At 67.7% G+C, this 24,751-nt stretch carries 19 protein-coding genes and 1 pseudogene; 10 read left to right on the top strand and 10 right to left on the bottom strand.

Annotation, left to right across the window (positions count from 1 at the left end; all coding sequences use genetic code 11):
* Window positions 1–161 precede the first annotated feature (161 nt).
* Entirely contained in the window at window positions 162–3,419 is a 3,258-nt protein-coding gene (locus tag ACVTJA_RS29360; protein ID WP_465824617.1) for a TIR domain-containing protein, read from the bottom strand.
* 405 nt (window positions 3,420–3,824) lie between these two features.
* Here ACVTJA_RS29360 and ACVTJA_RS29355 point away from each other — a divergent pair, with 405 nt between their 5' ends.
* Window positions 3,825–4,502 (top strand): DUF4386 domain-containing protein, encoded by a 678-nt coding sequence (locus ACVTJA_RS29355; protein ID WP_465824615.1) that lies wholly within the window; start codon window positions 3,825–3,827, stop codon window positions 4,500–4,502.
* On the opposite strand, the gene ACVTJA_RS29350 is transcribed toward ACVTJA_RS29355, so the two are convergent.
* From ACVTJA_RS29350 to ACVTJA_RS29330, 5 genes are all read right to left on the bottom strand, one after another.
* Entirely contained in the window at window positions 4,480–5,103 is a 624-nt protein-coding gene (locus ACVTJA_RS29350; RefSeq protein WP_465824613.1) for a Crp/Fnr family transcriptional regulator, read from the bottom strand. The two genes, ACVTJA_RS29355 and ACVTJA_RS29350, sit on opposite strands and share 23 nt — an antisense overlap.
* 14 nt (window positions 5,104–5,117) lie before the next feature.
* Window positions 5,118–6,152, bottom strand: coding sequence for an ABC transporter substrate-binding protein (locus ACVTJA_RS29345; RefSeq protein ID WP_465824612.1), 1,035 nt, complete (start codon window positions 6,150–6,152; stop codon window positions 5,118–5,120).
* A 22-nt stretch (window positions 6,153–6,174) separates the two neighbouring features.
* The gene (locus ACVTJA_RS29340; protein WP_465824610.1) at window positions 6,175–6,957 is read right to left on the bottom strand and encodes an ABC transporter permease; all 783 of its coding nucleotides are present in this window, start codon (window positions 6,955–6,957) and stop codon (window positions 6,175–6,177) included.
* Entirely contained in the window at window positions 6,954–7,706 is a 753-nt protein-coding gene (locus ACVTJA_RS29335) for an ABC transporter ATP-binding protein (protein ID WP_465824608.1), read from the bottom strand. Before ACVTJA_RS29335 ends, ACVTJA_RS29340 begins: the two co-directional genes overlap by 4 nt.
* 82 nt (window positions 7,707–7,788) lie before the next feature.
* Window positions 7,789–8,169 (bottom strand): 6-pyruvoyl trahydropterin synthase family protein, encoded by a 381-nt coding sequence (locus ACVTJA_RS29330; RefSeq protein WP_465824606.1) that lies wholly within the window; start codon window positions 8,167–8,169, stop codon window positions 7,789–7,791.
* A gap of 110 nt (window positions 8,170–8,279) precedes the next feature.
* On the opposite strand from ACVTJA_RS29330, the gene ACVTJA_RS29325 reads away from it, so the two are divergent.
* The 3 genes and pseudogenes from ACVTJA_RS29325 (at window position 8,280) to ACVTJA_RS29315 (ending at window position 10,004) form a co-directional block, all read left to right on the top strand.
* On the top strand, window positions 8,280–9,023 hold the full coding sequence (locus ACVTJA_RS29325; protein ID WP_465824604.1) for a hypothetical protein: 744 nt from the start codon (window positions 8,280–8,282) through the stop codon (window positions 9,021–9,023).
* Window positions 9,024–9,353: 330 nt separating this feature from the next.
* Window positions 9,354–9,650 (top strand): annotated as a pseudogene (locus ACVTJA_RS29320) (transposase); the annotation flags it as partial.
* Window positions 9,651–9,734: 84 nt separating this feature from the next.
* Entirely contained in the window at window positions 9,735–10,004 is a 270-nt protein-coding gene (locus ACVTJA_RS29315; RefSeq protein WP_465824602.1) for a hypothetical protein, read from the top strand.
* A 307-nt stretch (window positions 10,005–10,311) separates the two neighbouring features.
* On the opposite strand, the gene ACVTJA_RS29310 is transcribed toward ACVTJA_RS29315, so the two are convergent.
* The 3 genes from ACVTJA_RS29310 to ACVTJA_RS29300 all read right to left on the bottom strand — a co-directional run bounded on the left by ACVTJA_RS29310 (window position 10,312) and on the right by ACVTJA_RS29300 (window position 14,002).
* Window positions 10,312–11,058 (bottom strand): immunity 52 family protein, encoded by a 747-nt coding sequence (locus tag ACVTJA_RS29310; RefSeq protein ID WP_465824600.1) that lies wholly within the window; start codon window positions 11,056–11,058, stop codon window positions 10,312–10,314.
* Window positions 11,059–11,070: 12 nt separating this feature from the next.
* Window positions 11,071–12,462, bottom strand: a complete 1,392-nt coding sequence (locus tag ACVTJA_RS29305) for a Tox-REase-5 domain-containing protein (protein WP_465824596.1) — start codon at window positions 12,460–12,462, stop codon at window positions 11,071–11,073.
* 196 nt (window positions 12,463–12,658) lie between these two features.
* Window positions 12,659–14,002 (bottom strand): hypothetical protein, encoded by a 1,344-nt coding sequence (locus ACVTJA_RS29300; RefSeq protein ID WP_465824595.1) that lies wholly within the window; start codon window positions 14,000–14,002, stop codon window positions 12,659–12,661.
* Between the two features lie 203 nt (window positions 14,003–14,205).
* Between ACVTJA_RS29300 and ACVTJA_RS29295 the strand changes: the two genes are divergently transcribed.
* From ACVTJA_RS29295 to ACVTJA_RS29270, 6 genes are all read left to right on the top strand, one after another.
* A complete protein-coding gene (locus ACVTJA_RS29295) occupies window positions 14,206–14,484 on the top strand; it encodes an ATP-binding protein (protein WP_465824593.1) in 279 nt (92 codons plus the stop codon).
* A gap of 104 nt (window positions 14,485–14,588) precedes the next feature.
* On the top strand, window positions 14,589–15,665 hold the full coding sequence (locus ACVTJA_RS29290) for a GGDEF domain-containing protein (RefSeq protein WP_465824589.1): 1,077 nt from the start codon (window positions 14,589–14,591) through the stop codon (window positions 15,663–15,665).
* Between the two features lie 212 nt (window positions 15,666–15,877).
* Entirely contained in the window at window positions 15,878–17,674 is a 1,797-nt protein-coding gene (locus ACVTJA_RS29285; RefSeq protein ID WP_465824586.1) for a CIA30 family protein, read from the top strand.
* Window positions 17,675–17,684: 10 nt separating this feature from the next.
* Window positions 17,685–18,791 (top strand): sensor histidine kinase, encoded by a 1,107-nt coding sequence (locus ACVTJA_RS29280; RefSeq protein WP_465824584.1) that lies wholly within the window; start codon window positions 17,685–17,687, stop codon window positions 18,789–18,791.
* Window positions 18,788–19,393, top strand: a complete 606-nt coding sequence (locus ACVTJA_RS29275) for a response regulator (RefSeq protein ID WP_465824582.1) — start codon at window positions 18,788–18,790, stop codon at window positions 19,391–19,393. The genes ACVTJA_RS29280 and ACVTJA_RS29275 overlap by 4 nt, the downstream gene beginning before the upstream one ends.
* 432 nt (window positions 19,394–19,825) lie before the next feature.
* Complete coding sequence (locus ACVTJA_RS29270; protein ID WP_465824580.1) at window positions 19,826–20,494, top strand: hypothetical protein; 669 nt, start codon at window positions 19,826–19,828, stop codon at window positions 20,492–20,494.
* A 274-nt stretch (window positions 20,495–20,768) separates the two neighbouring features.
* On the opposite strand, the gene ACVTJA_RS29265 is transcribed toward ACVTJA_RS29270, so the two are convergent.
* Window positions 20,769–24,620, bottom strand: coding sequence for an Ig-like domain-containing domain (locus tag ACVTJA_RS29265; protein WP_465824578.1), 3,852 nt, complete (start codon window positions 24,618–24,620; stop codon window positions 20,769–20,771).
* Window positions 24,621–24,751 lie beyond the last annotated feature (131 nt).

The raw sequence follows: 24,751 nt of genomic DNA, 5'->3' as shown, positions 1-24,751 counted from the left end.
AGACGGTGTGTGGCCGCGGATGGGACGCCCCTACCTGCCACTCGGCCGTCGCTGTCACTGCCCGTGCCGGATGAGCTGAAGGAACCGCCCCAGCCGAAGCCGCCGGAGCCGCGCCGCAAGCGCGAGCGGCGGAAGTGGGCGGGGTAGCGGCTTCTCCTGCTCTACGAGGCGGCCCTCTCCTCTGTCGGACCCTGGTCCGAGGCCACCTCGCGCCTGGCTTGCAGTGCGGTCATCAGCCAGTACAGTTCGTCGACCACCTCGACGCTCCACTCCGAGGCGCGCTCTGCGATGGCATCGCTCAGCACCCCAATGCGCATTGGTCGAACCGCGCTGCGTGTACGCATCATTCGGATGAATCGAGCACCATCCTCGCCCGACTCGAACTGCGACAGCCAATGGATGAGTTCTTCCGGATCCAGCGCATTGGCGCCTATCTGCTCGACCCGCTTCCAGAGCTTGCGCCTGCGAAGGCGCGCCGGAAGGCGCCGTTTGAACTGCATGAACTCAAAAACATACACAGCGACCATCAACACGCCGAAAATCCCCAGTGCGAGGTCTGGCTGGCGTGAAAAGAGCCACCACCCCAACAGCAGCATCAAGCCGGCGCCCGGCAGGATGACACTCAATATCCGTCCCCCAAGCCTCCATACAGACTTTCGAACCAACCCAAACCAAAACGGACACAAGAACCAGGCTGTCGTCCACTTCCCCTTGCGGCAGGCCAGATAGACATAGGCATCCCAGGAGACCACTGCGAATGCCATCGGAAAGATCAACCACTCGGGAATTCCGATCAGCGCCGCGCCACACAGGAGCGCCGTGCCTTCCATTCCCGCGCGCATTACAACCATGAGGTCGAAGTCCTCCGGATCCTCCGCGGGGCGCTTTCCTCTTACTGTCTCCCTCTGCCTGCGCCAAGGCAACTGCAGCAACACCCAGCCGACAGACATGACAAGCCCAAACGGCCTGGTGCTCACTCCCGGCACCTTCGAGGCAGGTGGCTCGTATTGGGCGGACAGCACCAATGTGACCAGCAGCCATCCGACGTACAAGCAGCTCCGCACCCACGCAGCCCGTCGGAGCAGCTGAACAAGCTGGATGAGCTCACCGGAATCCGGCAGACGTGAGACCTCCACCAACGTGCGATGCCAAAGCCGCGACAGCTGGCCTGACCTTTCACGCTCCACGAGCATGCCTCTCACCGCATCAACGATTGGCTCGGGCAGACGTCGAAGCCAGGAGGCCTGCATGTAGGCGACATCTGTTAGTACCTGACTCTGGCTGTCGAATGCCGAAATCAGCAAACCCTCGAGTTCCGGCGCCGGAACGAGCCCTGCCACATCGAGCGCGTCACGCTGATCCACCAGGCTCCCCTCGTTGTATGCGAGGTGAACCAACTCTCCAATCGTCTCGCGGAGCGAAGTGGGAACCTCGTGGAGGCGCTCGCGCAATCCTTCCTGGAGAAGCTCGAGGAGATGCCGGACCCCATCCGGCCACACGCCATAGATTCCTCCCTCCGGCGCGTCCTCATCCTGCTGTTCCGGGGACGTCGCGGCCTGCTCTTCTGGACTTTCATCATCCGACTGCAAGAGCTCGAGCACCTCATCGAGCGTCGCTTCCGCCTGCGCGAGCAACTCCTCGACATAGGGGTTGCTCGCCGTCTGCAGCAGCACCACGCACGTCTCGCGCCAACGGTAATCGCTGAACAACAACTCCGTGGAGATCCGCGCTGGCTCGGCTTGAACCCAGCGAGTGGCGAGGAACTCCTGGAACCGGCGATGCACGAAGGCGAACGACGGCTGACCTCCAGAGTCGGTCCCGCGCTTCGCGAGCCTGAGTTCACCCAAGACCTCCAGGACGTCGGGGAGCGACTCGGCTGGCAGAGAATGCCGTCGGAGCGAATCCGCCAGTTCCCCGTGTGTCGGCTCCATCCCCAGGCTCGTATCCGCCGACATGCAGAAGGCCAGGGCCTCCGCCGCCTTCCGGACGTCACCAGGCGTGAGCCCGCGTGTCCTGAGTTCTCCCGCGTGACGAGAGAGCCGCTGGTCGAGGAATCTGTTGAAGACCTCGTGCGGATGGCCGGGAGGCTTGTTCTCCTGCTCGAACCACGCGCAAAGCATGGCCAGCAGGAGCGGGTTCGTTCCGAAGACCGGCAGCCCCTTCGCCGACGAATCCAGCCAGCCAAGTAACTGCTCCACCTTCCTACCATCGTGGAGGTAGCGCTTCGTCAGCTTGGCACGCCGCTCATCATCGAGTGGGAGAATCCGGTATTTCGTCCACCCGAACCGGGTGGGCCCGCGAAAGTGGCGCGACCCCACCATGGCACTGCACCCCGGGGTCCGGATGATGAAGTCGTTCAGCGCATACGCGTAGTCCCGGACCGCGTTGTCGTCTCCGGTCGAGGACAATACGGCCGGTATCTCGTCGAAGGCATCGAAGAGGAAGAGCCACTGCAGGTGACTCTCGGGTCTGCCGAGTGAGTCACGAAGGAGCGCGGCATCTGCTCCCAGCGAATCGAGAACGAACCGTCGGACAGCGTCCGCGTCGGGCCTGGCCTCCGGACGAAAGCCGCGAAGTGGGAGATAGAGCGCGACCCTGAGGGGCTGACGTCCTCCCTTCCGGACAGTCTCTATCGCCCCCTTGAGGAGCTCCCGTGCGACCTGCCGGAGGACAACGCTCTTTCCAGCCCCCGGAGCACCTTCGAGGATGATGAACCGCTCCCGTGAGCGGACCAACGCACGCGCAAGCCGCTGCTCCCTTCGCAGGCGGCGCCCTTCGAACAGACGAGGGAGCAGGGGCTCCTGCTCCTCGGGCTCCACCTCGGCTTCAAGGTCGGTGAAGTGAGACTCGCTCCAGGCCACCTCCACGGGAGCCGACCAGTTCTCTTCCCAATCCACCCGCCGGATGCGTTCCGCGTGGAGTTGGAGGAACTGGAGCATGTCCGGCGGAGGCTGCTCCTGGGGCCTCTGCTTGGACAAGAGCCCACGAATACACTGGGTGAGATCGGCGAGCTCTTCTTGGATTTCCTCCGGACTCCGCCCGCTCAAGAGCGGGCTCCCGCCTCTTGGCCAGAGATTGAGCGTCTCGAGCCAGTCAACCGCCTTCCAGTCGCAGGGTGAGAGCAGCACCGGGACGAGCCGGAGCTTTCCCTGACGGCTGCGCTCCAGCAGTCGTGGCAGTTCGTGCTTCAGGATGAACTCCGAGCCAAAGAAGTTCTCGGAGATGAGCAGGACCGCGATGCTCGCGCGCTCGATGGCCTCGCGAATCGCTGGACGCCAGTCGTCGCCTGGCTCCATCCGCTGATCGATCCATATCCGCGCGAGCCCCTGGTTCTCCAGGACCCGGAGCTGTCTTACGACCTTGTCGAGTGCATCCGAATCATGGCGTGAGTAGCTGATGAAGATGAGCGGCAAGTCCACGGTGGCGCACAGTGTACATTGTTCCGCGGCCTCCGTTTATGGCCCGGCGGTCCGCACCGCGCGCGAGGAGATTCCTCGCGAGGTCGTTGAACTCCGGCGCCCATGCTGACGCCCATCCATACCCTCCGATGGCTTCTCAACCGTCACTCGCCCGCCCGCGACTCACAGCACAGTGCGTGCGGCGGAAGGGTTGCCCGTGCCGCTCCGGGATATCCTCCACACGTTGCCGCGGCGCAACTCCGCCGAGCGCTTCGCCACGGTAGCCGTACGCCCCGACGGGATTGCGAGCCGTCTGCTCCGCATCCACCGCGAGGGCCTTCGTTTCTTGACCCGAGTCAATGAGTCGGGCGGAGGCTCCTCCTACTTTCGAGGCCACAACGTTGCCACCCGACAGCGAGCCTCGACATGAACACGGCCAATCACAAGCCCGGCAGGATCGTGGGGCTGCTCTTCATCCTTCCCTTCTTCACCTACGGAATCGGCTCCGCCCTCATCGGCTCGCTGCTGGAGGGCGCGGACCCCTTGGGCCTGATCATCGAGCACCGCACCCAATACGTCGCCGGCGCACTGCTCATGTTGCTCGACTCCGTGATGGTGGTGGGAATCGGCGTGCTCTTCTTCCCCATCGGCAGGAGGCACCACCCGGACGTCGCCCTGGCCTATCTCTGCACGAGAGTGATGGAGGCGCTGCTGCTGACCGTGGGGATTCTCCTCCTGATCTCCATCCTTCACCTCGGTGAAGGTGCGCACGCTCTCGGCGCTTCCGAGATGCGGGAGCTGCTGACCCTGACGAAGCTCCTCGAGCGAGGAAACTTCTGGGCCTACCAGCTCGCCATGCTCGTGCTCGGCACGGGCAGCGTGGCGTTCTGCGTGCTGCTGTTCCGCTCCGGCCTGGCCCCGTCGTCCCTGGCCCTGCTCGGAGTGGCGGGTTACGCCCTGCTGGCGCTGGGGTGTGTCCTGGAGCTCCTCGGACTCCGCGTGGGCACCCTCCTCTCGCTGCCGGGGGGAGTGTTCGAGCTGGTCCTGGGCGGCTGGCTGATGGCGAAGGGCTTCCGGCCCGTCACCCGCCCCGCCGAGGCGTAGGACGTCCGCCCCGGGACGCGAGGCGCTTGCGGATGCGGCTCAGGGACTCGGGCTTCACGCCGACGTAGCTGGCCAGCTGGTACTGCGGAATGCGCTGGAGGAGGTCGGGACGCTTCTCGACGAGCCGCAGGTAGCGCTGCTCCGGTGTGTCGGTGAGGTACGAGGCCAGGCGGTCCTGCTGCTCGGCGAGCACCTGCTCCATGGCGCGCCGGGAGATGGACTCGAAGCGCGGGAAGCGCGCGTAGAGGTCGTTCTCCTTCTGCTCATTGCCCACGACCAGCGTGGTGTCCTCGGCACAGACGAGGAAGTGCTCGGCGGGAGTCTTGTTCACGAAGCTGCTCAGGGAGAGCACCCACTGCTCTTCCGTGAAGAAGCCGTTGCTGCGCTCCTCGCCGTCCACCAGCGAGTACTGCCGGACACAGCCTTCCAGGACGAAGTAGCACTCGGTGCAGACCTGTCCCTGCTCCAGGAGGACGGTGCCCTTCCTGAAGGTCCGCACCACCATGCTGTCCAGAATCGCCCGGGCCTCCTCCTCCGAGAGCGGGGACAGCCTGGAGAAGTAGTCGATGAGCTTGTGCTTCTGTCGGCTCTCGGCTGACACGGCTCCGCGCCTCTTCAATCGCGTGAGCCGGTGAACTCCGGCAGCAGGAACTCGTCCGCGGAGGGCGCCTTCTCGACGAGGCCCAGCTCCACGAGCTGCTGGGCCAGCTGCTCCCACCGCTTGCGGCTCATCGTGCCCAGTCCCCGGGCCCGCGTCTCCTCCGTCTCGATGAGCGGCTTCTGCGCCTCGGCCGCCGCCGCGAACGTCTCCGCGTCCATCGTCGTGTTCAGCTTGCCCATCACCGCGTTGGTGGGCCCCGGGTTGTCCAGGTAGGCCCGCCACCCCTCGCGCACCGCAGCCACGAAGGCCTTCACCCGCTCGGGCTGCTCCTTCCAGTACTGGCGCCGGGTGATGACCACGGCGAGGTACGGGTTGAAGCCCTCCTCGGCCACCAGGAACACCGCCGGTGTGGCGCCCTGCCGCTTCGCGGCGATGGGCTCGGCGGTGACGAAGCACTGCTGGGCGAAGTTCTTGTCCGCCAGGAAGCGCGCGACGCCCCCGTCGTAGGGCACGACCTTCACCTTGTCGAAGCTGTACTTCTTCTTGAGGAAGGCCACGTAGGAGAGGCCCGGCTCCAGCGCCACCGTGCCCGAGGACAGCACGTCCGCGATGCTCTTCGCCCCGCGAGAGGCGTGGGCCATGATGGCGTGCGGTGACGTCTGGTACACCGCGAACAGCGGAAGTACGTCCAGGCCTCGGGCTCGCGCGGTGAGTATCTCGTCGGCACCGCTGATGCCGAACTCCACCTGGCCGGTGGCCACCATCTGCTGCACGGGGGCGCCGGCTCCGCCGCCGAGGATTTCCACCTCGAGCCCATGGCGGGCGAAGGCCCCCGACTCCCGCGCCGCATAGAAGCCGCCGAACTCGGGCTCCGGCACCCAGTTGAGCGCCAGCTTCACCTTGGCCGGAGCGGCCGGCTCCGCCGGGGCGGTGCTGGCTCCCGTGGCGGCCTGCGGGCCCGGCTTGGGCTCCTCCTTCTGGCGCGAACAGGCGCCAGCGGTCACGAGAAGCAACGCGCAACCCAACAGTTTCACGAGGCGTCCGCTCACGTTCAGCTTCCTCCCAAGCGATTCATGTTCCCTGCGCCGACGGGTGCCAGCGCCGCAGCAGCCGGGCACCGGTGAGGCTCACCGCACCGAACAACACCAGGCCCAGCCCCGAGGCCGCCAGCACCGCGGCGAACAGCAGATCCGTGCGCAGCTGACGGTACGCGGCCAGGACGAGGATTCCCAGCCCCGCGGTGCCCTCGGAGAAGCCGGCGACGAACTCGCCGACGATGGCGCCGATGACGGACAGGCCCGAGGCGATGCGCAGCCCCGTGAACAGGTGTGGCATCGCCGCGGGCAGCTCCAGCTTCCACAGCGTGGCGAGCCGCCGCGCGCCATAGAGGCGGAACATGTCCCGGAGCGAGGGCTCCACCGAGCGCAGCCCGGTGAGCGTGTTGGCGATGACCGGGAAGAGCGAGACGATGAAGGACGACACCGCGACGGCCCGGGGGCCCGCGCCGAACCACAGCACCAGCAGGGGGGCGATGGCCACGATGGGCACTGTCTGCAGGAAGAGGGTGTAGGGGTAGAGGGCGCGCTCCACCATCCGCGACGAGGCCAGGAGGACCGCCACGAGCACCCCCAGCACCGCGCTCAACCCGAAGCCCACCAGGGCGGAGCGGCCCGTGGTGACCGCCGCGCCGAGGAGCGAGGACGCCTCCCTGGCCCCCACGGCACCAATGTCCGAGGGCGGCGGCACCAGCCAGCGCGGAACGTCCAGCAGGCGCACCGTGCCTTCCCAGAGGGTCAGCATGACGACGAGCGCCACCAGTGGAGGGATTGCCGCGCGAAGGGTCGAGCGGTTCACCAGCGCTCTCCTTGTTCCAGGGCCTCGTTGAGCAGGCGGGCCTCGCGGGCGAAGGACGCCTCGGTGCGCAGGGACGCGTCGCGCTCACCTGGCAGCTCCAGCGTCCGGTCCAGCACCACGCGCGCGGGCCGTCGCGACAGGACCACGGCCCGCTCGGCCAGGTAGGCGGCTTCGGAGATGGAGTGGGTGACGAAGAGCACGGTCATCCCCAGCTTGCGCCACAGCGCGCGGAGTTGATCATCCAGCCGGCCGCGCGTCAGCTCGTCCAGGGCGGCGAAGGGCTCGTCCAGCAGCAGCAGCCGGGGGTGGGTGACGAGCGCGCGTGCCAGGGACACGCGCATGCGCATGCCGCCGGACAGCTCCGCCGGGTAGCGGTCGGTGGCATCACCGAGCCCCACCTGCTCGAGCACGGCGCGCGCGGCGGCCTGCCGCTCCGGTTTCGACACGCCGGTCAGCTCCAGCGGCAGCGCCGCGTTGTCCAGCACCGAGCGCCAGGGCAGCAGGTGCGCGTCCTGGAAGACGTAGGCGATGGGGGCGCGCTCGCCCTGGGTGCGCTCCAGCGTCGGGGTGAAGGAGATGTGCCCGGCCTCGGCGCGGTCCAGCCCGGCCACCAGCCGCAGCAGCGTGGACTTGCCGCACCCGGAGGGACCGAGCAGCGCCACGAACGAGCCGGGCGCCACGTCCAGGTCCAGCCCCGTCAGCACGGGGACGTTGCCTGGGAAGGTGCGACGCAGGCCCTCGACCTTCACACGGACGCCCCCACTTCCGGAAACGGGGTCCAGGGGGGAGGGGGAGGGGAGACCAGGAGACGCCATGGAAGGAGTGTTTCTATCAGTCCCTCGCATACGCGTACTCGGCCTCGGGGAGCTCGCCGCCCGTCCGGCGCAGGTGCACCCGGTCGAGGGTGACGCCCTCGGGCAGGCCCGATGCCACCTGCTTGAAGACGTACTCCGTGACGCGCTCGGCCGTGCAGTTCACCGTCTTGAAGTAGGGGTGCTCGTTGATGTTCGTGTCGTGCAGCTCCCGGCACACCCGGTCGATGACGGTCTGGAGGTCCTTGAAGTCGATGATGACGTCCCAATGGTTCAGCGCTCGCGCCTTCACCCAGACGCGGACCCACCAGTCGTGCGTGTGCAGGGGCTCGCGCTGGCCGTCCGGGAAGGTGACTGCGTGGGAGGCTTTGAATTCACCCGTGAGGCTCAAGTAGTGCATCGCGGTCCATTCCGAAGTCGTGAAAGCGGGCGGCCGGCCCGCGTCTAACACCCTCGGCGGGCACGCGCCATGGTACTGCTCCGCTCCAACCCACTGCCGAGGAACGACCCGTGCTGAAGCGCCCCGTTCATATTCCGGCTTCGATTTCCATGGCGCCGCTCACATTCCGTTTTGGCACCGAGGTCTCCTTCGCGCTCGACAACCCGGACAACATCCCCGGCCACGTGGCCGATGTCCTCACGCAGGTGAACTACAAGGGCAGGGCCGCCGTGGGCCTGGCCTGCATCGAGTGGGTTGCTTGGCGGCTCGACGGCCTGACCGACATCACCGACCTGTTGTACCGGTTGGAGGCGGCATGGGCTTCGACTGCCGCGGTGGCGTACTCGCGCAGCCTCGACTACGACGGCGTGACGAGTGCGGTGATGAACCGGGGCAATCCGGACGGCCCACGTCAGGACGCACTGATTCGCATCCAGGACCTGCACTTCGTGTTCAAGAAGGGCCGCCCGCGGATGGTGACCGAGGCCGGCAAGTGCGCAGCACTGGCGCTCCATGTCCTGCCTCCTGACTGTGGATTCAAACCCTGGTTGCAACGAACGCTGGTCGCCCTGGCCGCCAACTGCCCGGCCGGCGCGCGTCCGGACCGCAAGGTGAAGGTGATCGACCACGGAAACGAGCGCCCGGTGCCACGCGACTGGTTCGAGACTCTCACCGTGCCGAACGACGACGCCTCCGACCGTGCCGCATGGGATGGCTTCCTGCGCGCGCTCGAGCCTGCCGCCAACCCCTACCTCGTGCCCGCCGACACAATGCTCGCCGAGGGTTTTTCGGGCACGCCTTACCGTAGGGTCTGAAGCAGGGCGTTGAGATTGCTGCGCTTCCTCTCGCGAGGAGTACGGGACTTGAACCCGTGGGCAGGGCGATAGGAACCCTCAAGCAGGACGCGCTGTTACCCGCTATCGCATTGATTTCCCTCGGGTCCGCCATCCCGCCCCATCCCACGCCGTTCCCCCGTGTGCCGCCTCAAACCACGCTGGAGGGGCACATTGAGGGCACATGCGACCCGACTAACACTACTGCGTTAGGGGTATGCGGGGGAGCGAGCGACTGAGGGGTGCGCGCCCTTGGCTACCATTGCGTTGTGCGCTCGGCGACCTACTCATGAAGTAGGTATGGACTCCTTCATGAATGCCGCTGCCGTGCCGCGGATTGAGAGGTGCTTCCAGCGAATCGGCGACGTGCTCGGCGAGAAGAGCCGGCGTGGCTCGTTCGCCCTCTATGCCATGGGCCTGCTGGGAGACGGGGAGCGCAAGAGCGTCGAGCCCATCGCCGCCCGCGCATGCCCGGACCCCGGACGGGTGGATGCCATGCACCAACGGCTGTTGCACTTCGCCGTAGACTCGAAGTGGAGCGACCGGGACGTGCGGCGGGCGGCGGCGCAATACGCGCTGGGGGCGATGACCTCGCGCGAGCCGGTGGAAGTGCGTGTTCCGGGGCATGGTGAGCACCGATTCCGGGCCAAGCCGAGCAGCGATTCCGGAGCAAGGTGAGCAGCCGTTCCGGGCATGCCGAGCAGGCATTCCGGGGAAGCCGAGCAGCGGTTCCTCCGAGCGCTCGGAGCCAGCGAATCGCCGCTCGTGGTCCTCTTTGATGCGGCGCAGCCTGTCGACAGGGTACTGCTCGACATCGTTCGTCACCTGATGGTGCGCGTAGCACATCAGCATCAGGTTCTTGACGGAGCGCCGCTCCTCGTTCGTCATCGCGGTGTTGAAGCGCTCGCCCCCATCTTCAGCTGCCTCGATGTGACACAACTGGCTTATGTACGTTCCGTCTGAATCCATCAGCAGGCTGTTGCAGCCAGGAAACGCGCACAGGTTGCCAGACTTCAGATGCAGCTCACGGAGCGTTTCTGGGCTTGGCTTCAGTCGGTTGGGCTTCTCGGTCATCGTGGCCAGAGCATACCCGTAGGAACGGCCTTCCGGCCCGGGAGCGATGCGCGCTTCGCGTGTCGTAGGGGCTCCACGGCCTCTCCACTGGCCCCGTCGTCCCACCCTGTCGTCCCGCACCGTTCCCTGGTGTGCCGCCTCGAACCACGCTGGAGGGGCACACGGCGGCCCTTCCATCCCACGGAGCCATGGTGAGTCAGGGCGTGACAGGCTGCATGAGTCCGACCCGTGCCAGCAGCTCGCGCACGCGCCGCGCCAGCGCCAAATGCTCCGGGTTCGCAACCGTGAAGCGCTCAGGCGTCAGGACGATGAGCGTGCCCCTATCCTCGACCGGTTCGATGCGTACCGGAACTGGAAGTGGCGGCACCGCACCGCGACCCCGCGACAGATACGTGACCCATCCCACGAACGTTCCGGTTCTGCCTTCGTCTGAGAGAAGTTCGCGGTGGTCCCATGACGTAGAGACACACCAGTCAGGGTCCCAGGCCAACGCCATGCTTTGTACCACCCCCGCCAACACGCGGGCGGTTTGGAGCCTGTCCGCATTCGGTCCGCGCTTTGGGAGCGTCATCACGCACGAGTTGGGAACCGCTTCCGAGTACGCGCCGCACGTGATGCGCAGGGCAGCGCAATCCGCATCCGGGCCCCCGTTGTCGAACCAGAAAGTAAAGCCCAGTTGCTCGATGGCCGGTCCTCCGCGCTCGCGATTGACGCCGCTCCGGAACAATTCGGCGAGGGTCGTAACGTCGGGTGGCATGAGCGGGTGTGTGCGCGCGTCCTTGAGTGACTTGGCCGGCCTGTACCATTCGGCGAGGAGCGGGTCCCACGGGGCCAGGAGGTTGAGGAAGTTCGCAGCGCGCTTGGCGCACTCCTCCGGCGTTTCCTTGCGCGGTCCCCAGTACGCACCTGCATAGTAGGCTTCGGCTGTCGGTCTCTTGGCCATGATGCGCTCCACTCAAGTCGCCGGGGTGTGGACGACCTTTATGCCTTCTACGCCGGCCCCGTCCAGGAGCCTCCGGATGGCCTTCGCGGCATCGGCTTCGGCCACGTGCCACTCAATCCGGATGCCCGAGCCACGAACCTTTTCGATCTGTCGCTGGGCCTGTTCGATGAGCTGCCGGGCTCCCGAGTTCCTGAACCACCGCTTCGGGTCAAGGTCTTCAAAGAATTTCGCATAACCGGGCCCCTTGGCCTCCAGCAAGACTCCGCCCTTGAAGCCGTCGAATTTCACGCCGCCGGCCTGCGTGCTCATGCCGCCGACCCAGTAGGCATCATCGGCGGAGTGTCCCGTAATCTGCTCCTGATAGCGCCGGGCGCGGGGCTTCATCGACTCCTTCGCGGGTCCCCACTGCCCGGGCCCGTTGGCAGGTGCCGAGCCCTTCGACGCCGTGTTGGCGCGCTGGAGGATGAGCGCCGCTCCGGGGCCGCCGCTGAGCACCGACGCGGCCTGTCCCACCGGCACGGCAATGCGTTCAATGACCAGCGCTCCCTCGGCCGAGAGCGACAGCACCGGCACGCCGGCTTCGGCACCGGCCATCAGTCCTCCCAGCGTTCGAGTCGTGGCCGAAGCCGTGCCCCAGGTCGCGATGAGGTTCGTCGTCAGCTTGGCGACGGCCTTCATCTGCTCGCCTGCCGTCATGTACCGGAAGCGTTCCCAATACTCGGGCGAGGAGGCAATGAGGGCCGCCACTCCCGCCGGGAGGTTGCGCAGCGCCGCGAGGCTGTCCAGCGGATGCGTCAAGAGCTGGCCCAGCGCGTGGTACAGTTCGACGAACGCCTCTTCCGCTCCGTCCAGCGTACGGCTGGTGACATCCGCGTCGTCGTACACCTCCACGAACAGTTCGCTGTCCACCGGCTCCAGCCGCTCGTTCGCGAGCCGGAAGACGGAGCCGTTGCTCACGTAGAAGCGCCCCAGCTCGAAGAGGCCCGCACGAAATACGCCGTCTCTCCACTCCACCGGGGACACCTTCTGCTGCGTGCGTCCGTTGCGTGCCCACGCCAGATAGCCGTCCGGCCGCAGCACCGCGACACGCGCGAAGCGCTCTACCCGGCCCAGCAATTCCTCGCGCGACGCCTCGCCGTGCTCCAGCACCTCGCGCATCAGGTGAGCCGCCGCCATGCGCGGGGGGAAGTTGCCGAGGGTCACGGGCTTCTGGAGCAGCAGCGCCAGCACCCGGGCCGCTTCCTCCGGCGTGAGCGGGTTGACGCGCAGGGGCAAATCCCCGGTAGGTTCCAGTCCCGCGTACACCAGCAGCTTCTCGAAGGCGTCCACCTCCAGCGGGCCGGTTTCCGCCGCGAGCACGCCCATGTCGCCCACGTCCACCGCCGTGCCTGCAGGTATTCGCACTGAGCGGCGATGGCGCAGGCGCTCGTCTGCCCCCGCCAGCGGTTGCAACCCACCCGAGCCACGCTGCAACGTGATGGCGCGGGGCACGTGAGACGATGGCTCCGATGCGGTGCCCGAGCCGTGCAGCGGCGCCAGTGTGGCGCACCCGGCGCAAAGCCACGCGGCAGCCACCACGACCAGCCACTTACCCAGCGGCTCAGCGCGCATGGTCCACCCCCAGGCCCACGGACGCGAACGCTCCCAGGCGTAGCGCCCCGTCCACCGTGGGGAACAGCAACGTGCCGCCCTGTCCGGTGGCGTAGAACCTCCCCTCGGTGAAGCGCCAGCGCGCCTCACCTGAAACGAGGTAACGGGCTCCGGGCTGGCCCATGCCCACCGCGAGCCCCTTCACAGCCAACTCGACGTTACGGCGGGCAAGCTGCACCGCGAGCCTTCCGTCCACGTCCAGGCGCCCCCAACCAAACGCCTCCGCCCCCAGCGAGAGCCGCAGGTGACGTTGCGCCACGTCTCCGAGCCACACCGCATCCCAGCCCACCACCGCCTCCCCGTAGACGGAGAAGCCATCTGGGAAGGGCGATTCAGCGAGCGGCGCACCCTCGGAGCCCGCTGCACGGAAGCGCGCCAGCTCGTAGTCCGGGCCGAAGAAGCCCTGCCGGAAGCCGCCATGCTGCCTGCGCACCTCCAACCGCGCCAGCAAGTCCAGCGTGGGGGTGACAGCATCCGCGCCAAGCCCCGCCACCGCGCCCCATGCGCCGCCCTCGCCAGTCCGTCCTCCCCAGCCTGTAAGCGCATGCAGCTCGAAGCCGCGCCTCACGAGCACCACCGCCGTCGCGTCCAGGTGCGCCAGCGTCACCGGGGGCGCGCGTCCTCCAGCCCGGCCCCAGTCATGCACGGCGGAAAGCGCCAACGTGTAGCGCCCCTTCTGGCGAGGCGGGCCGAAGAGGACGTGCTGCACGTCCAGCTCGATTTCCGCCCCCACGAGGCGAGCCCCCAACACGTCTGACGCGAATGCCTCCACGTAGAGCGGCGCCAGCTTCGCGGTGAGGAGCGCGCCTGCCGGGTGGTAGTCGGGATTGCTCCTGTTGGAGTAGCGCCGCACGAGGTGGCCGGAGAGCAGGTGGAAGCCCTCCAGGGGCCCCAGCCACAGCGCCACGGGGGCCGCGTCACTGCCCAGCTTGAGGGCGCGCACGAACTGGCCCCAGTCCGAGAGGCTGTCCCAGTCCTCCCGCCGCACCACCTCCGCGCCTTCGCCACCGCCCCAGAGTCGCAGCCGCACGGGAGCGCCCACGCTGACGCCCAAGCCCGGGCCTCCGTCGAGAATGACGGTCGGCTCTACCTGCGCGAAACCTTCCCCCTCACCAGTCCCGGCCCGGGGAAGCAGCGCCAGCGTCGCCGTCTCCAGGCGCGTCAGGACGTGCCAGGGCCGGAGCGGAGAGGCCGGAGCAGATGACGCGCCATCCTCCGTGGAAGGCTCCGAGGCCCCTGTCAGCCCCGGCCAGAGCCACAGCAACAGAACCCCCACCCACCGGCGTCTCCCCATCGCGTGCGCCTCCTGGATGTGCTTCCCAAGTGGGAAACAAAACCATGTAATACCTGCTCAGTCCGACAGATACGCCGGACCGGCGGCGCGTACGCAGCGCGGGGCTGTAGTACATCGGCACAGAGGTGTGACGGGCCGGGGTAATGGATCGCAGCCGGGTCACCCAAGCTGTTCGTAACGGGGTCGGCCAAGCGGAACCTGACTTGCTCATCATCGATGACCTCGGCCTGCGGAGCCTGACGCAGGATGAGCCGGTGGACCTCTACGAGGTGGTCCGCCAGAGGTACGAGCGGCGCAGCACCGTCATCGCCTCCAACCGCGCCATTGAAGAGTGGCCGCCGCTCTTCGGCGACCCGCTGATGGCCAGTGCCGCCATGGACCGGCTGCTCCACCATGCCCACGTCCTGGTCATCGAGGGCGATAGCTACCGCAATCCACCCCCGGCTCGGCGCCGCAAGCCCTCCGCCCCCGAGGCGCGATAGCCACCCGGGCGATCCGCTGGGCCGACCCCAACCTCGAGAAGATATGGTGGTGGTTCTGAGCGCGGATGTGCTGAGCTTTCTCGGCTACTGGGGGGCGCACAGGGATGGATACGGTGTTCTCCACCGAGGAGGAGCAGCGCTACGCGGAGCGGGGCTCGCGCGAGCTCCAGGCGAAGCTGCGCTGGACCTTCCTGGTGGCCGCGACGCTCTTCCTCGCCTTCATGGGGTTGGACTACCAGCTCGACCCCGGGAAGCTGGGCCGCAACATGGCGGTGCGGCTTCTGGCGGTGGGGGCGTACCTCGTGCTGCACCTGCTCGCGCGCTGGGAGCCGACGCGGGCGCGGGCGGAGCTGCTGCTGCTGGCGGGTGTGGGGATGGGGGCCGCGGCGGTGACCCGGCTCTCGGTGGGCTTGCTCTTCGGAGAGATGCTCGCGGTGGGGTCGCTGCTCCTGATGGTGGTGATGCTCGCGGCGCTGACCACCTCGCTGCGCCAGGCGCTCACCAGCCATGGACTCCTGCTCGCGGTGGTGAACGTGCTCGGGCTCGTCTTGGGGGCAAGCAGCCTCTTCTTCTTCGCGGTGAACGTGTTCCTCGTCTCGGGGACCACGGCGGGCGTCATCCTGGCGGCGCTCTCGGAGCGGCTCTCCCGGCGCTCCTTCCGGCTGGAGCTGGACCTCAAGGTGCTGGCCACGCGCGACTCGCTCACCGGGGCGCACAACCGGCGCAGCTTCCTGCAACTGGCCGAGCACGAGCTCGGCCGCGCGCGCCGCGGCACACGCCCGGTCTCGCTGCTGATGGTGGACATCGACCGTTTCAAGAGCATCAACGACACACATGGCCACCCGGTGGGGGACGCGGTCATCCGCACGCTGGCGCGTACCTGCCAGAACGCGCTGCGCAGCGTGGACGTGCTCGGGCGGCTGGGCGGCGAGGAGTTCGCCATCGTCCTGCCGGAGACCGGCGCGGAAGGGGCGCTGCGGGTGGCCGAGCGGCTGCGGCAATCCCTCGCGGAGGCCGTGGTGCCCGAGGTCGGGAAGGCGCTCTCGTTCACGGTCAGCGTGGGCGTGGCGGAGTGGCTCCCGGGCGAAGGGCTCGACCAGTTGCTGTCCCGCGGCGACCAGGCGCTCTATGCCGCGAAGAACACCGGCCGCAACAAGGTCTGCGCGGCGGCGCACGGCTGACCGTCCATCTACCGGAGTCGCGCCTTGCCAGGGACGAAGCGCTGGATTCGCTGGCCTTCGCCAACCCGCACCGCGGCGCCACCACCCGCACCCCCGCATTGCCGCCGCCACCCGGCTGATGACATTTGTCATGCTGGATGGATGGCTTTCTGCTCTGGCGGCCGAGAGACCGCCCCCGGACACTTCTCCCACCAGGCCTCAGGGAGAAGAAGATGTTCAAACCACTGCTTCTGGCTGCCACCCTCAGCGCGGCGCTGCCCGCATTCGCCGCCACCACGCTGATCCGCGATGTGCGCGTGTTCGACGGAAAGCGCACGCACGAACACCGCAATGTGCTGATCGACGGCACCAGGATCGCCGATCCCGACTTCCGCGGAGAGCCGCGTGCGGATACCACCCTCATCGAAGGCAAGGGCCGCACGCTGATGCCGGGCCTGATCGACTCGCACGTGCATGCCTACCGCTATCTGGACCTGCCGCTCCTGTTCGGCGTCACCACCCAGATCGACATGTTCACTGGCGTCTCCATCATGCAGGAGATGACGGCGCGCATGCAGCGCGGCGAGAACCACGACCGCGCGGACCTGTTCTCCGCCGGCACGCTCGCCACGGCGCCGGGCGGCCACGGCACCGAGTACGGTATTCCCATCCCCACGCTGACCCGGCCGGAACAAGCGCAGGGCTGGGTCGATGACCGCATCGCCGAGGGCTCCGCTTTCATCAAGATCGTGCTGGAATCGGGCGACGACGCGCATCCGATGCCCAGCCTCGACTTGCCGACCCTGAAGGCGCTGGTGGATGCTGCGCACCGCCGCGGCAAGCTGGCGGTGGTCCATATTGCCACGCTGGCCAGCGCGCGCTCCGCGCTCGAAGCGGGCGCCGATGGGCTGGTGCACCTCTTCGTGGGCGAAAACATCGCGCCGGGCGACCTGGCGGCATTTACGAAGTTGGCTCGCAGCCGCAAGGCCTTCATCATCCCGACCTTCAGCGTCATGGAAAGTATCGCAGGCGTGCAGGAACAGGATGTGCTGGATGACCGCTCGCTGATGGGGCTGCTGCTGAAGGAGCAGGTGCCGTCCCTGAAGGCCAGCTATGGGCATACCCCGCAGCCCGAGAAGCTGCGTGCTCCGCGCGCCGTGGTGAAGGCGCTGCGCGGCGCAGGTGTCATGCTGCTGGCCGGGACCGACGCGGGCAATGCAGGCACCCAGTATGGCGCCAGCCTGCACCATGAGCTGCTGTCGATGACGCAGGCAGGCATGACTCCGTCCGAAGTGCTGGCCGCCGCAACCAGCGTACCCGCCCAGGCCTTCCGCCTGCCCCAGCGCGGCCGCATCGCCAAAGGCTACAAGGCCGACCTGCTGCTGGTAGAGGGCGACCCCACGGCGGATATCGGCGCGACGCGCCGCATTGTCGAGGTGTGGAAGGACGGCACGCCGGTTTCACCGCTGCGTGCCGCGCGGTTGAAGGCCGTGGCAGAGGAAGCCAGCACCCAGGAGGGCATGGCCCTGGCACTGCCGCCGGAAGGCCGCATCAGCCTCTTCACTCAACAGAAGCCTGGCAGTCCCTTCGGCATCGGCTGGATGCCTTCCACCGACAGCGTCATGGGCGGGAAGTCGATTTCAAAGGTGGCCTTTGTGGAGGCTGACGGCCAGCACGCGGCGGAAGTGAACGCGAACGTGCGCCCGGGCTTCGCCTACCCGTGGGCCGGCATTTCCTTCATTCCGGGCTCGGAGCCCATGCAGGCGGTGGACCTGAGCGCCGCCAAGGTGCTCCGCTTCCGCGTGCGCGGCGACGGCCAGAGCTACTCGGTGTCGATGATGTCGAAGGGAGTGACAATCCCTATCAGCCAGCCATTCACGGCAGGCAAGGCATGGGCCGAGGTTGTGATGCCACTGTCGGCCTTCAAGGGGGTGGATGCCAGCGCGCTCACCCTGATTGCGTTCAACGCCGGCCCCAAGCCGGGCGACTATCAATTCCAGATCGCCGACGTCCGCCTCACGGAAGAATAAGGAGAACCGCATGGACAGGATACGGCGATTGCTGGCGGGGCCATGGATGCCGCCTTCGGTAGGCAAGGCGCCGTATCTGTGGCTGCTGTCGCTGAATTTCTTCGTGTGGAAGTACTTCTACATCCGGCCATCCATGCTGGAGCTGGCGATGCTGGCGCTGACGGTCATCGTCTTCGTGCCGATGTACTGTTCCAGCTTCTGGTTGCGCAACAGGCGCCTTCTCCCCGTGTTGCTCGCAACCTTCGCGTTGGGCGTGGTCTGGGCGCCGTTCAACTTCGGCGCCTGCACGTTCTTCATCTTTGCTTCCGGCATGTGTGCGGGAATCGAGAACCGGCGCTACGCGTACGGCGCGCTTGCGCTCATCCTGTGCGGTGCGGCGCTGATTGCGCTGTCGGTCGACTTGCCGCTCAGCTTCCTCCTGCCCACGCTTGCGGTCGGTGCGCCGGTGGGCATCGCCAGCGTGATGGACGCCACGCTCAAGCGCAAGCAGCGGCAGTTGCTGCGCAAGCAGGAGGAAGTGGAACACCTGGCCCGCATCGCCGAGCGTGAACGCATCTCGCGCGACATGCATGACCTGCTGGGGCATACGCTATCGCTGATTACGCTGAAGGCAGAACTGGCAGGCCGCCTGCTGGACCGTGATGTCGAAGCCTCCCGCTGTGAGCTCAAGGACATTGAAAACAATGCACGGCAGGCGCTGGCTGAAGTACGCAGCGCCGTCAGCGGCTACCGCCAGACCGGATTCGCGCACGAGCTGGCGCAGGCGCGTGCCGCACTGGCCGCCGCGAATGTAACGCTGGACGCCAACATCCAGGCCTTTACCATGCCCGCCACGGCGGAGAGCGTCCTATCGCTGTCGTTGCGCGAAGCGGTCACCAATATCCTGCGCCACGCGGATGCAAAGCGTTGCGAGGTCAGTGTGACCCTGCAGGACGGCGTGGTGGTCTGCCATATCAGGGATGACGGAAGGAAGCTCGATTCACTGCAGGCGCTGGAGCAGGGCAATGGCCTGCGCGGCATGCAGGAGCGCGTTGCCTCATTGGGTGGTCAGCTGCGGGTGGAAGTGGCGCGCGGGCTCTCGCTCGAACTGCGCCTGCCAACGAGGGGTATCGCATGATTCGCGTACTGATTGCAGAAGACCAGTCGCTGGTGCTTGGCGCGCTTGCGGCACTGCTCAAGCTGGAAGCCGACCTTGATGTGGTAGGACAGGCGCGCAACGGACAGGAAGCGCTTGCCATGTGTGCGCAGCTATCGCCGGACATTGTCCTGACCGATATCGAAATGCCGCAGATGACGGGCCTCGAGCTGGCCGCCGCGCTGGCCGAACGGCATGTTGCCGCGCGTGTCATCATCGTGACAACCTTTGCGCGTTCCGGCTACCTGCGCCGCGCCATGGCGGCCGGTGTGCGCGGCTATCTGCTGAAGGATGCCCCGTCCGAATCGCTGGCGGCCGCCATCCGTACGGTGCATTCGGGCGGCAGGGCCATCGCGCCGGAGCTGGCGGTGGCAAGCTGGAGCGGAGGGGAAGACCCGCTGAGCGAGCGCGAACGACAGGTGCTGAGGCTGGCAGGCGAAGGCCGCAGCGGCGCCGATATCGCGAAGCAGCTGTCGCTGTCCGAGGGAACGGTACGCAACTATCTTTCGGAAGCGATCAGCAAGCTCAATGCAGGCAACCGCGTTGAAGCCTTCCGTATCGCCCGCGAAGCAGGCTGGCTTTGAGAAACGGGCGCGCCAGCTCGGGGGCCATCCCCGCGCACTTGCGCCGACTGCGTGAACAGCTCAGGCGTTACATCTTGCCACCCCGTCGCAAGCACCGCTGGTGAGGTGGAGGCCGTATCGCCTACCGCATGACGCGTCCGCTGCGTCGCTCTACAGCTCACGCCAGCCAGCAGCGGGCCCACCGCTCGAAGACGCGCTGACGTGAGGCGGGTAGGGCCTGCTTCTTGCCAAGGAATCGGGCCACGCCTGACCAGGCGCATCGGGCTCCCGAGCTCTCCACTGCACTCCATGCAGGGCGGCGCCCCTTTCCTCCCTACGCCCGTTGTCTCACCCGAAGTGGGTGACCAAGAGAAGATGGATCATCGAGGGGGGCGCTGGACGGCAGGGATCGCAGAGATCTCACTGCGTAGCCAGCCAGACGAGTCGCGGAACATGGCCGTCCGTGCAGAAGAGGCGCCCTTCTTCGTGCGTGGCAAGGAGGCCGTGATGCTGCAACCGAAAGAGACATCAAACATGATTCCGCCACAGCGCGGGCGGGGGCATTGGCCGGCTGCAAGGTGGCGCAGGTCGTGGGCCGCGGTGGCTGCACGCTTCGTGCTCTTGTCCTTCGTACCCGCTGCAGCAATTGCTTCAGAAGCTGCACCCCCGGGCATCGTGATCACCACGGTTCTACCGACGGACGACGAACAGCGCACTTCTGGAGAGGAAGCCGTGTACGACGCGTGGGCTAACTCCGGGGTCTGCAAAGACGTAGGAAGGATAGAACCCGCCTGGACTGTCTCCAACGTGACGCCGACGTCCGTCTACGTTCAGACTCTGGAAGTGACTTTCTATGCAAGCGGGAAGGGCGCGTTGACGGGGGCTTACCTTATCGATGGCAATGCAAGCGAAGTCTGGCGGGGGGGCCAACCCCCTACTCCTCCTCCCGGTGGCGTGGGTCCGGGCGGATGGAAGCACACGTACACCATCAACAAGAAGGTCTCTTGGGGTAAGGCGGGGGAGCTGCAGATGAAGCAGTACTTTGCACTCAAGGGGTGCGGGAACCTGATGCCGAGTTTCGTCTTGATACTAAAGCCGTGTACCGGACCGAAAGATTGTTGAGACACCAGTTGGGTTGTCATCAGGCCGCATGCTTCGACTGCATCAGCTCTCGCCGGGCCTGACTCGGCGAGAGGAAGGTGTGGCGCTCCGGTGGCCTGGCCCACTGCCGTCGTCACCGTGCAGGTGGCGTCGGTGCCCCACGTGACGTCGGGCTTGTCGGTGGTAATCGTGCCGTCGTGGTGGCGTGGCCCCAGCACCCGGCGGGCGCGGGTGGAGAGGCGCGTGGCACGCCTCCCAGCCGCTGGGGCCTCTCTTCAGGTCGCTCCGTCGGGCGTCACAGCTCCGTGCTGGCGTACAGGGCGTCCACGCTGGCCTGCGTGGGGTGGCGCCAGGTGGCGCGGTAGGTGCCGCCGGCGAAGTCCCAGGTCAGCCCTCCGACGAGGAGGGTGGGCGAGGCCTCCGTGGACGATGCGCCGCTCTGGAACGCGCCGGTGCCCGGGGCATAGGACAGCAGGAGGTTCACGGGCGTGGAGTATGTCGGGCCCGTGGCGAGGCCGCAGCCCTTCGTGTCGCACCGCATGAGGCCGGTCGTCTGCGGGCGGCCGACGTTGGTCGCCTCCTTCAGCCACGCGGCCCCGCTCCAACGCCACCAGCTGTTCCCCGTGTGCAGGCGAATCCCCTGGGGCGAGGTCGCCATCAGGGCCGAGCCCTCCCCGGGCGTGGAGACGATGTACTGGCCGGACCAGGCGAGTCCGTTGTGGAAGATGTAGCGGAACTCGTTGGTGAAGGCCGACATCAGCATCGCGGTGCCGCCGTCCGCGATGAAGTCATAGCTGGTGCTGGGCATGACCTCGGACCCCGGTGTCTGCCAGACGCCCGAGGTGTTCAGGCGCAGGCCGAGGTCGAGGGTGTTGTTGCGCTGGGCCACGAGCGCGAAGGACGCGCCCATCACCGCCAGCCGGGTGTTCTTCCAGCGGACCTCCGAAGAGTAGCGGGCGATGGCCACCACGGGCGCGCTCCACGTCTGCCCCTCCGCGCTCTGGGCCGCGCGAATCTCCCACTCGCCCCACGCGCCCATGAAGCCGGCGGGGCCATGGACCAGGACGAGGTCCGGGTCGGTGGCCGTCACCGTGTCCAGCTTGAGCGGCGCCGTCGCGACGCCGGCCTCGTAGCGCACCGTCCACACATCCATCATGCCGCTGGTGGTGGACTGCAGCAGGTACATGACGACGGCCGCCCCGGACTCGTCCATGGCCACCCGGTGCCTGGTTCCACCGGGCGCCACGCGCACGGGCTCCAGCCAGGACACGCCGTCGTACTCGGCGACCCACAGGCTCCACGCGCCGGAGTCGAACTGCTCCCATGCCGCCACGCCGCGTCCGTCATCGAGGAAGTGGACGGCCGTGTTGCGCACGCTGCCCACGCGCTCCGGCGTCGCCAGCGGACGCGCCGCCGCCCACTGTCCACTGCCCAGGTAGTCCCTCACGGGCAGCTGGCCGGGCGCCACGAAGACGGTGCCCAGGACGGTGCCAGTCTGGACGAGCAAGGCGGGGGCGTCCTCCTTGGCGCGCAGCAGGGTGCCAGGCTGCCAGCCGAGGGACGTGAGCGCGGTGCCCCAGATTTCATACGCGGAGCTGTAGAGGTCGTTCTTCGCGGAGAGCACGAGCAGGTCGTCGGCCGTCGCGCGCACGTCGAGCACGCGGTTGACGCCCGTGGCCGCCACCGCCTTCGTGGCGGAGCTCCACGAGCCTCCCGCCTGGGTGACGGCGCGCAGTTGCGTGGTGGCGGAGTTGGTGGTCCACAGCGCGAGGAAGTTGCCCTGGTGGGACACGAGCGCCCAGATGTCGCGCACGGAGGCGGTGTCCAGCGACACGGTCGGCTGCCAGACGCCGTTGACGCGGGTGGAGGCGAACAGGCCGGAGCTGGCGCCGAAGACGGCGGTGAGGACGTTGCCGTCCGTGGCGATGCGCAGGTCGGTGGAGACCGTCGTGGCGACCAGCTCCGCGGCGCCCCACTGACGCGTGTCGCGGTTGAAGAGGGCGAACTCCGTGCCGCGCGAGGAGACCCACGCGCGGGCGAAGCTGTCGCCGACGGCGATGTACTGCGCGTCCTGCGAGGAGGTGACGTACGTCTCCAGCCACTGCACGCCGTCGAAGACGACCGAGACCTCCGTGGTGGTGTTGTAGCCGGACGACACCAGCACGCGGTCTCCGTTCTGGAGGACGGAGTGCGTGGAGCCCAGGTACGTGGCCCGGAAGACGATGGACCACTGGTCTCCGTTGAGGATGCGGAAGGTCTTCCCGTCGGTGCTCAGGTTGTAGAGGTTGGGGCCCACGCCGAACAGCTTCCCGGTGGTGGGCGTCACGGGCGTGAATGACGTCCCGTCGAAGATGGCGACGCGGTCCGGGGAGTAGAGGGCGTCCGACCAGCTCACGATGAAGCGCTCACCCCAGGCGACGACCTGGGGCTGCAGGTCCATGGTGCGGCCCAGGCCGACGAGGACCGAGTCCGGGAAGCCCGCGCCCGAGTCGAAGGAGGCGCGCACCTGGACGCCAGTGCCCGTGTTCACGTTCCAGACGGCCAGCCTGCCCCGGGGGCCGGAGGCAACCACCGGCAGGCCGGGCTGGCCGGGCTGGTCCTGGCTCACCTTCGTCCGCCCCGCCACCGTGCGGAAGCCGTACGTGAAGGGCGTGGAGAGGCGCTGGCCCTGCGGCGTGCGCACCCCCTGCACCGTCACCGTGTAGTCGGTGGCGGGCTGGAAGGGCGGCACGGGGCGGAACACCACCGTGTTCGTGGAGGGCTCGTAGTTGACGAGCCCGGTGACGCCCGCGACGGAGACGGTCGTCGTGTCGACCGAGGTGGGGTCCAACGGGCGGTCGAAGCTCACGCGCAGCGGGCCCCCCAGTGGCACGAAGCGCATGTCCGGCGCGGGCGTGGCGCCGCGGACGAGGGGAGGAGAGGGCGGCAGCTCGGTGACGAAGTCGAAGCCGCCGTAGAGCGACTGCGAGTTGCCGGCCAGGTCCACGACGTCGCGCGAGCGCCCGCGATAGCGCGTCTGGTACTTCAAGGTCTCCAGCGGCGTGAAGGCGGCCTGGAGGAAGGTCTCGTCATAGCGCACCGTGCCCGGCACGCGCCGGACGACCTGGGTGCCCTCCGGGTTGAGCTCCTCGAGGTACACGCGGTCCGTCGTCACGGTGTCCGCGCGCAGCGGCTCGCTGTAGGTGATGAGGAGCGGGGCGACGCGCGTGGAGACGCCCAGCGCCTGGTGGGCGGGCGACGTCGTCCGCACGCTGGGCACCTGGTTGTCCAGGTACTGCGCCACCGTGAAGGCGAACGTGAACGGCGCCTCCAGGGCGTTGCCGGCCAGGTCGCGCGCCTGGGTGGAGAGCGTGCCGGTGACGCGGGCGCCGGGCGCGGGCAGCGGGTTGGGCCGGAAGAGCAGCGAGCGCGTCGGCCCGTGATAGGCGAGCGCCCCGAGGAGCGGCGCCGCGGGGCCCGTGCCCAGCACCTGCTGGAACTGGACCGTCCCGGCGCCGAGCGTCCGTGGGTCCATGGGCTCCTGGAAGGTGACGATGTAGACGGGGCGCGAGAAGAACACGTTCGCCTCGTTGGTGGTGGGCTGGGTCGACAGCACGGTGGGCGCGGTCGTGTCCGCCTGCGTGGCCACGGAGAAGGTGACGGCCCTGGGCGCGGAGAGGCTCTGCCCCGACACGGTGCGCACCGTGGTGCCCACCGTCGCCGTCACCAGCGCGTCCGGGGCGAACGGGCGCGCCGGCGTGAAGGTGAGCGTCCGGCTGCTCGCGTCGTGGCTCACGGTGCCCGGAAGCGGCGCGCCGTTCTCCGTCACGGCGAGGCTCGCGGGGCCGAGTGAGCCGACGTCGAGCGCCTCGACGAAGCCCACGATGACGCGCGCGTTGGTGCCCACGGCCTCCGCGTCGGGCGCGGGCAGCACGTAGTCGATGATGCCCAGGTCCGCCGAGGGAGTGCCGCCGTCGCCGCTGCCCGCGTCGGCTGGGGTTCCTCCGTCGTCCGTGCCCGCGTCCGTGGGGTCGCCGCACGGCTCAGACTCGCCGACGGCGGGCGCCAGCCGGGTGGCGTCAGGGGGCTCGCGGCCCTCGTCGGCGTCGGGGTTCGCGCAGCCAGGGGTGAAGGCCCACAGGCCACACAGGACCAGGGCGTATCGCATCCAGGAAGTCTTCGAAGTCATATGGAAATGGCGTGCCTGGGGCCGCGGGTCGCGGAGCCAGTCCGGTAATCAAGTTGCTGATGTCATACCGTGGGTGTCTGACGTTTCGCCGGCCCGCGAAGGTGTGACTC

This window comes from Pyxidicoccus sp. M6, assembly GCF_055568925.1.
Note: the sequence above shows the minus strand (reverse complement) of the source record. Positions and strands in the feature narration are given on the sequence as shown.

What these genes read in the sequence shown, in the direction of transcription:
- ACVTJA_RS29355 (WP_465824615.1), top strand. Translation starts at nt 3,825, where the DNA reads ATGAACACGGCCAATCACAAGCCCGGCAGGATCGTGGGGCTGCTCTTC.
- ACVTJA_RS29330 (WP_465824606.1), bottom strand. Translation starts at nt 8,169, where the DNA reads ATGCACTACTTGAGCCTCACGGGTGAATTCAAAGCCTCCCACGCAGTC.
- ACVTJA_RS29315 (WP_465824602.1), top strand. Translation starts at nt 9,735, where the DNA reads ATGCCGAGCAGGCATTCCGGGGAAGCCGAGCAGCGGTTCCTCCGAGCG.
- ACVTJA_RS29310 (WP_465824600.1), bottom strand. Translation starts at nt 11,058, where the DNA reads ATGGCCAAGAGACCGACAGCCGAAGCCTACTATGCAGGTGCGTACTGG.
- ACVTJA_RS29300 (WP_465824595.1), bottom strand. Translation starts at nt 14,002, where the DNA reads ATGGGGAGACGCCGGTGGGTGGGGGTTCTGTTGCTGTGGCTCTGGCCG.
- ACVTJA_RS29290 (WP_465824589.1), top strand. Translation starts at nt 14,589, where the DNA reads ATGGATACGGTGTTCTCCACCGAGGAGGAGCAGCGCTACGCGGAGCGG.
- ACVTJA_RS29285 (WP_465824586.1), top strand. Translation starts at nt 15,878, where the DNA reads ATGTTCAAACCACTGCTTCTGGCTGCCACCCTCAGCGCGGCGCTGCCC.
- ACVTJA_RS29280 (WP_465824584.1), top strand. Translation starts at nt 17,685, where the DNA reads ATGGACAGGATACGGCGATTGCTGGCGGGGCCATGGATGCCGCCTTCG.
- ACVTJA_RS29275 (WP_465824582.1), top strand. Translation starts at nt 18,788, where the DNA reads ATGATTCGCGTACTGATTGCAGAAGACCAGTCGCTGGTGCTTGGCGCG.
- ACVTJA_RS29270 (WP_465824580.1), top strand. Translation starts at nt 19,826, where the DNA reads ATGGCCGTCCGTGCAGAAGAGGCGCCCTTCTTCGTGCGTGGCAAGGAG.
- ACVTJA_RS29265 (WP_465824578.1), bottom strand. Translation starts at nt 24,620, where the DNA reads ATGCGATACGCCCTGGTCCTGTGTGGCCTGTGGGCCTTCACCCCTGGC.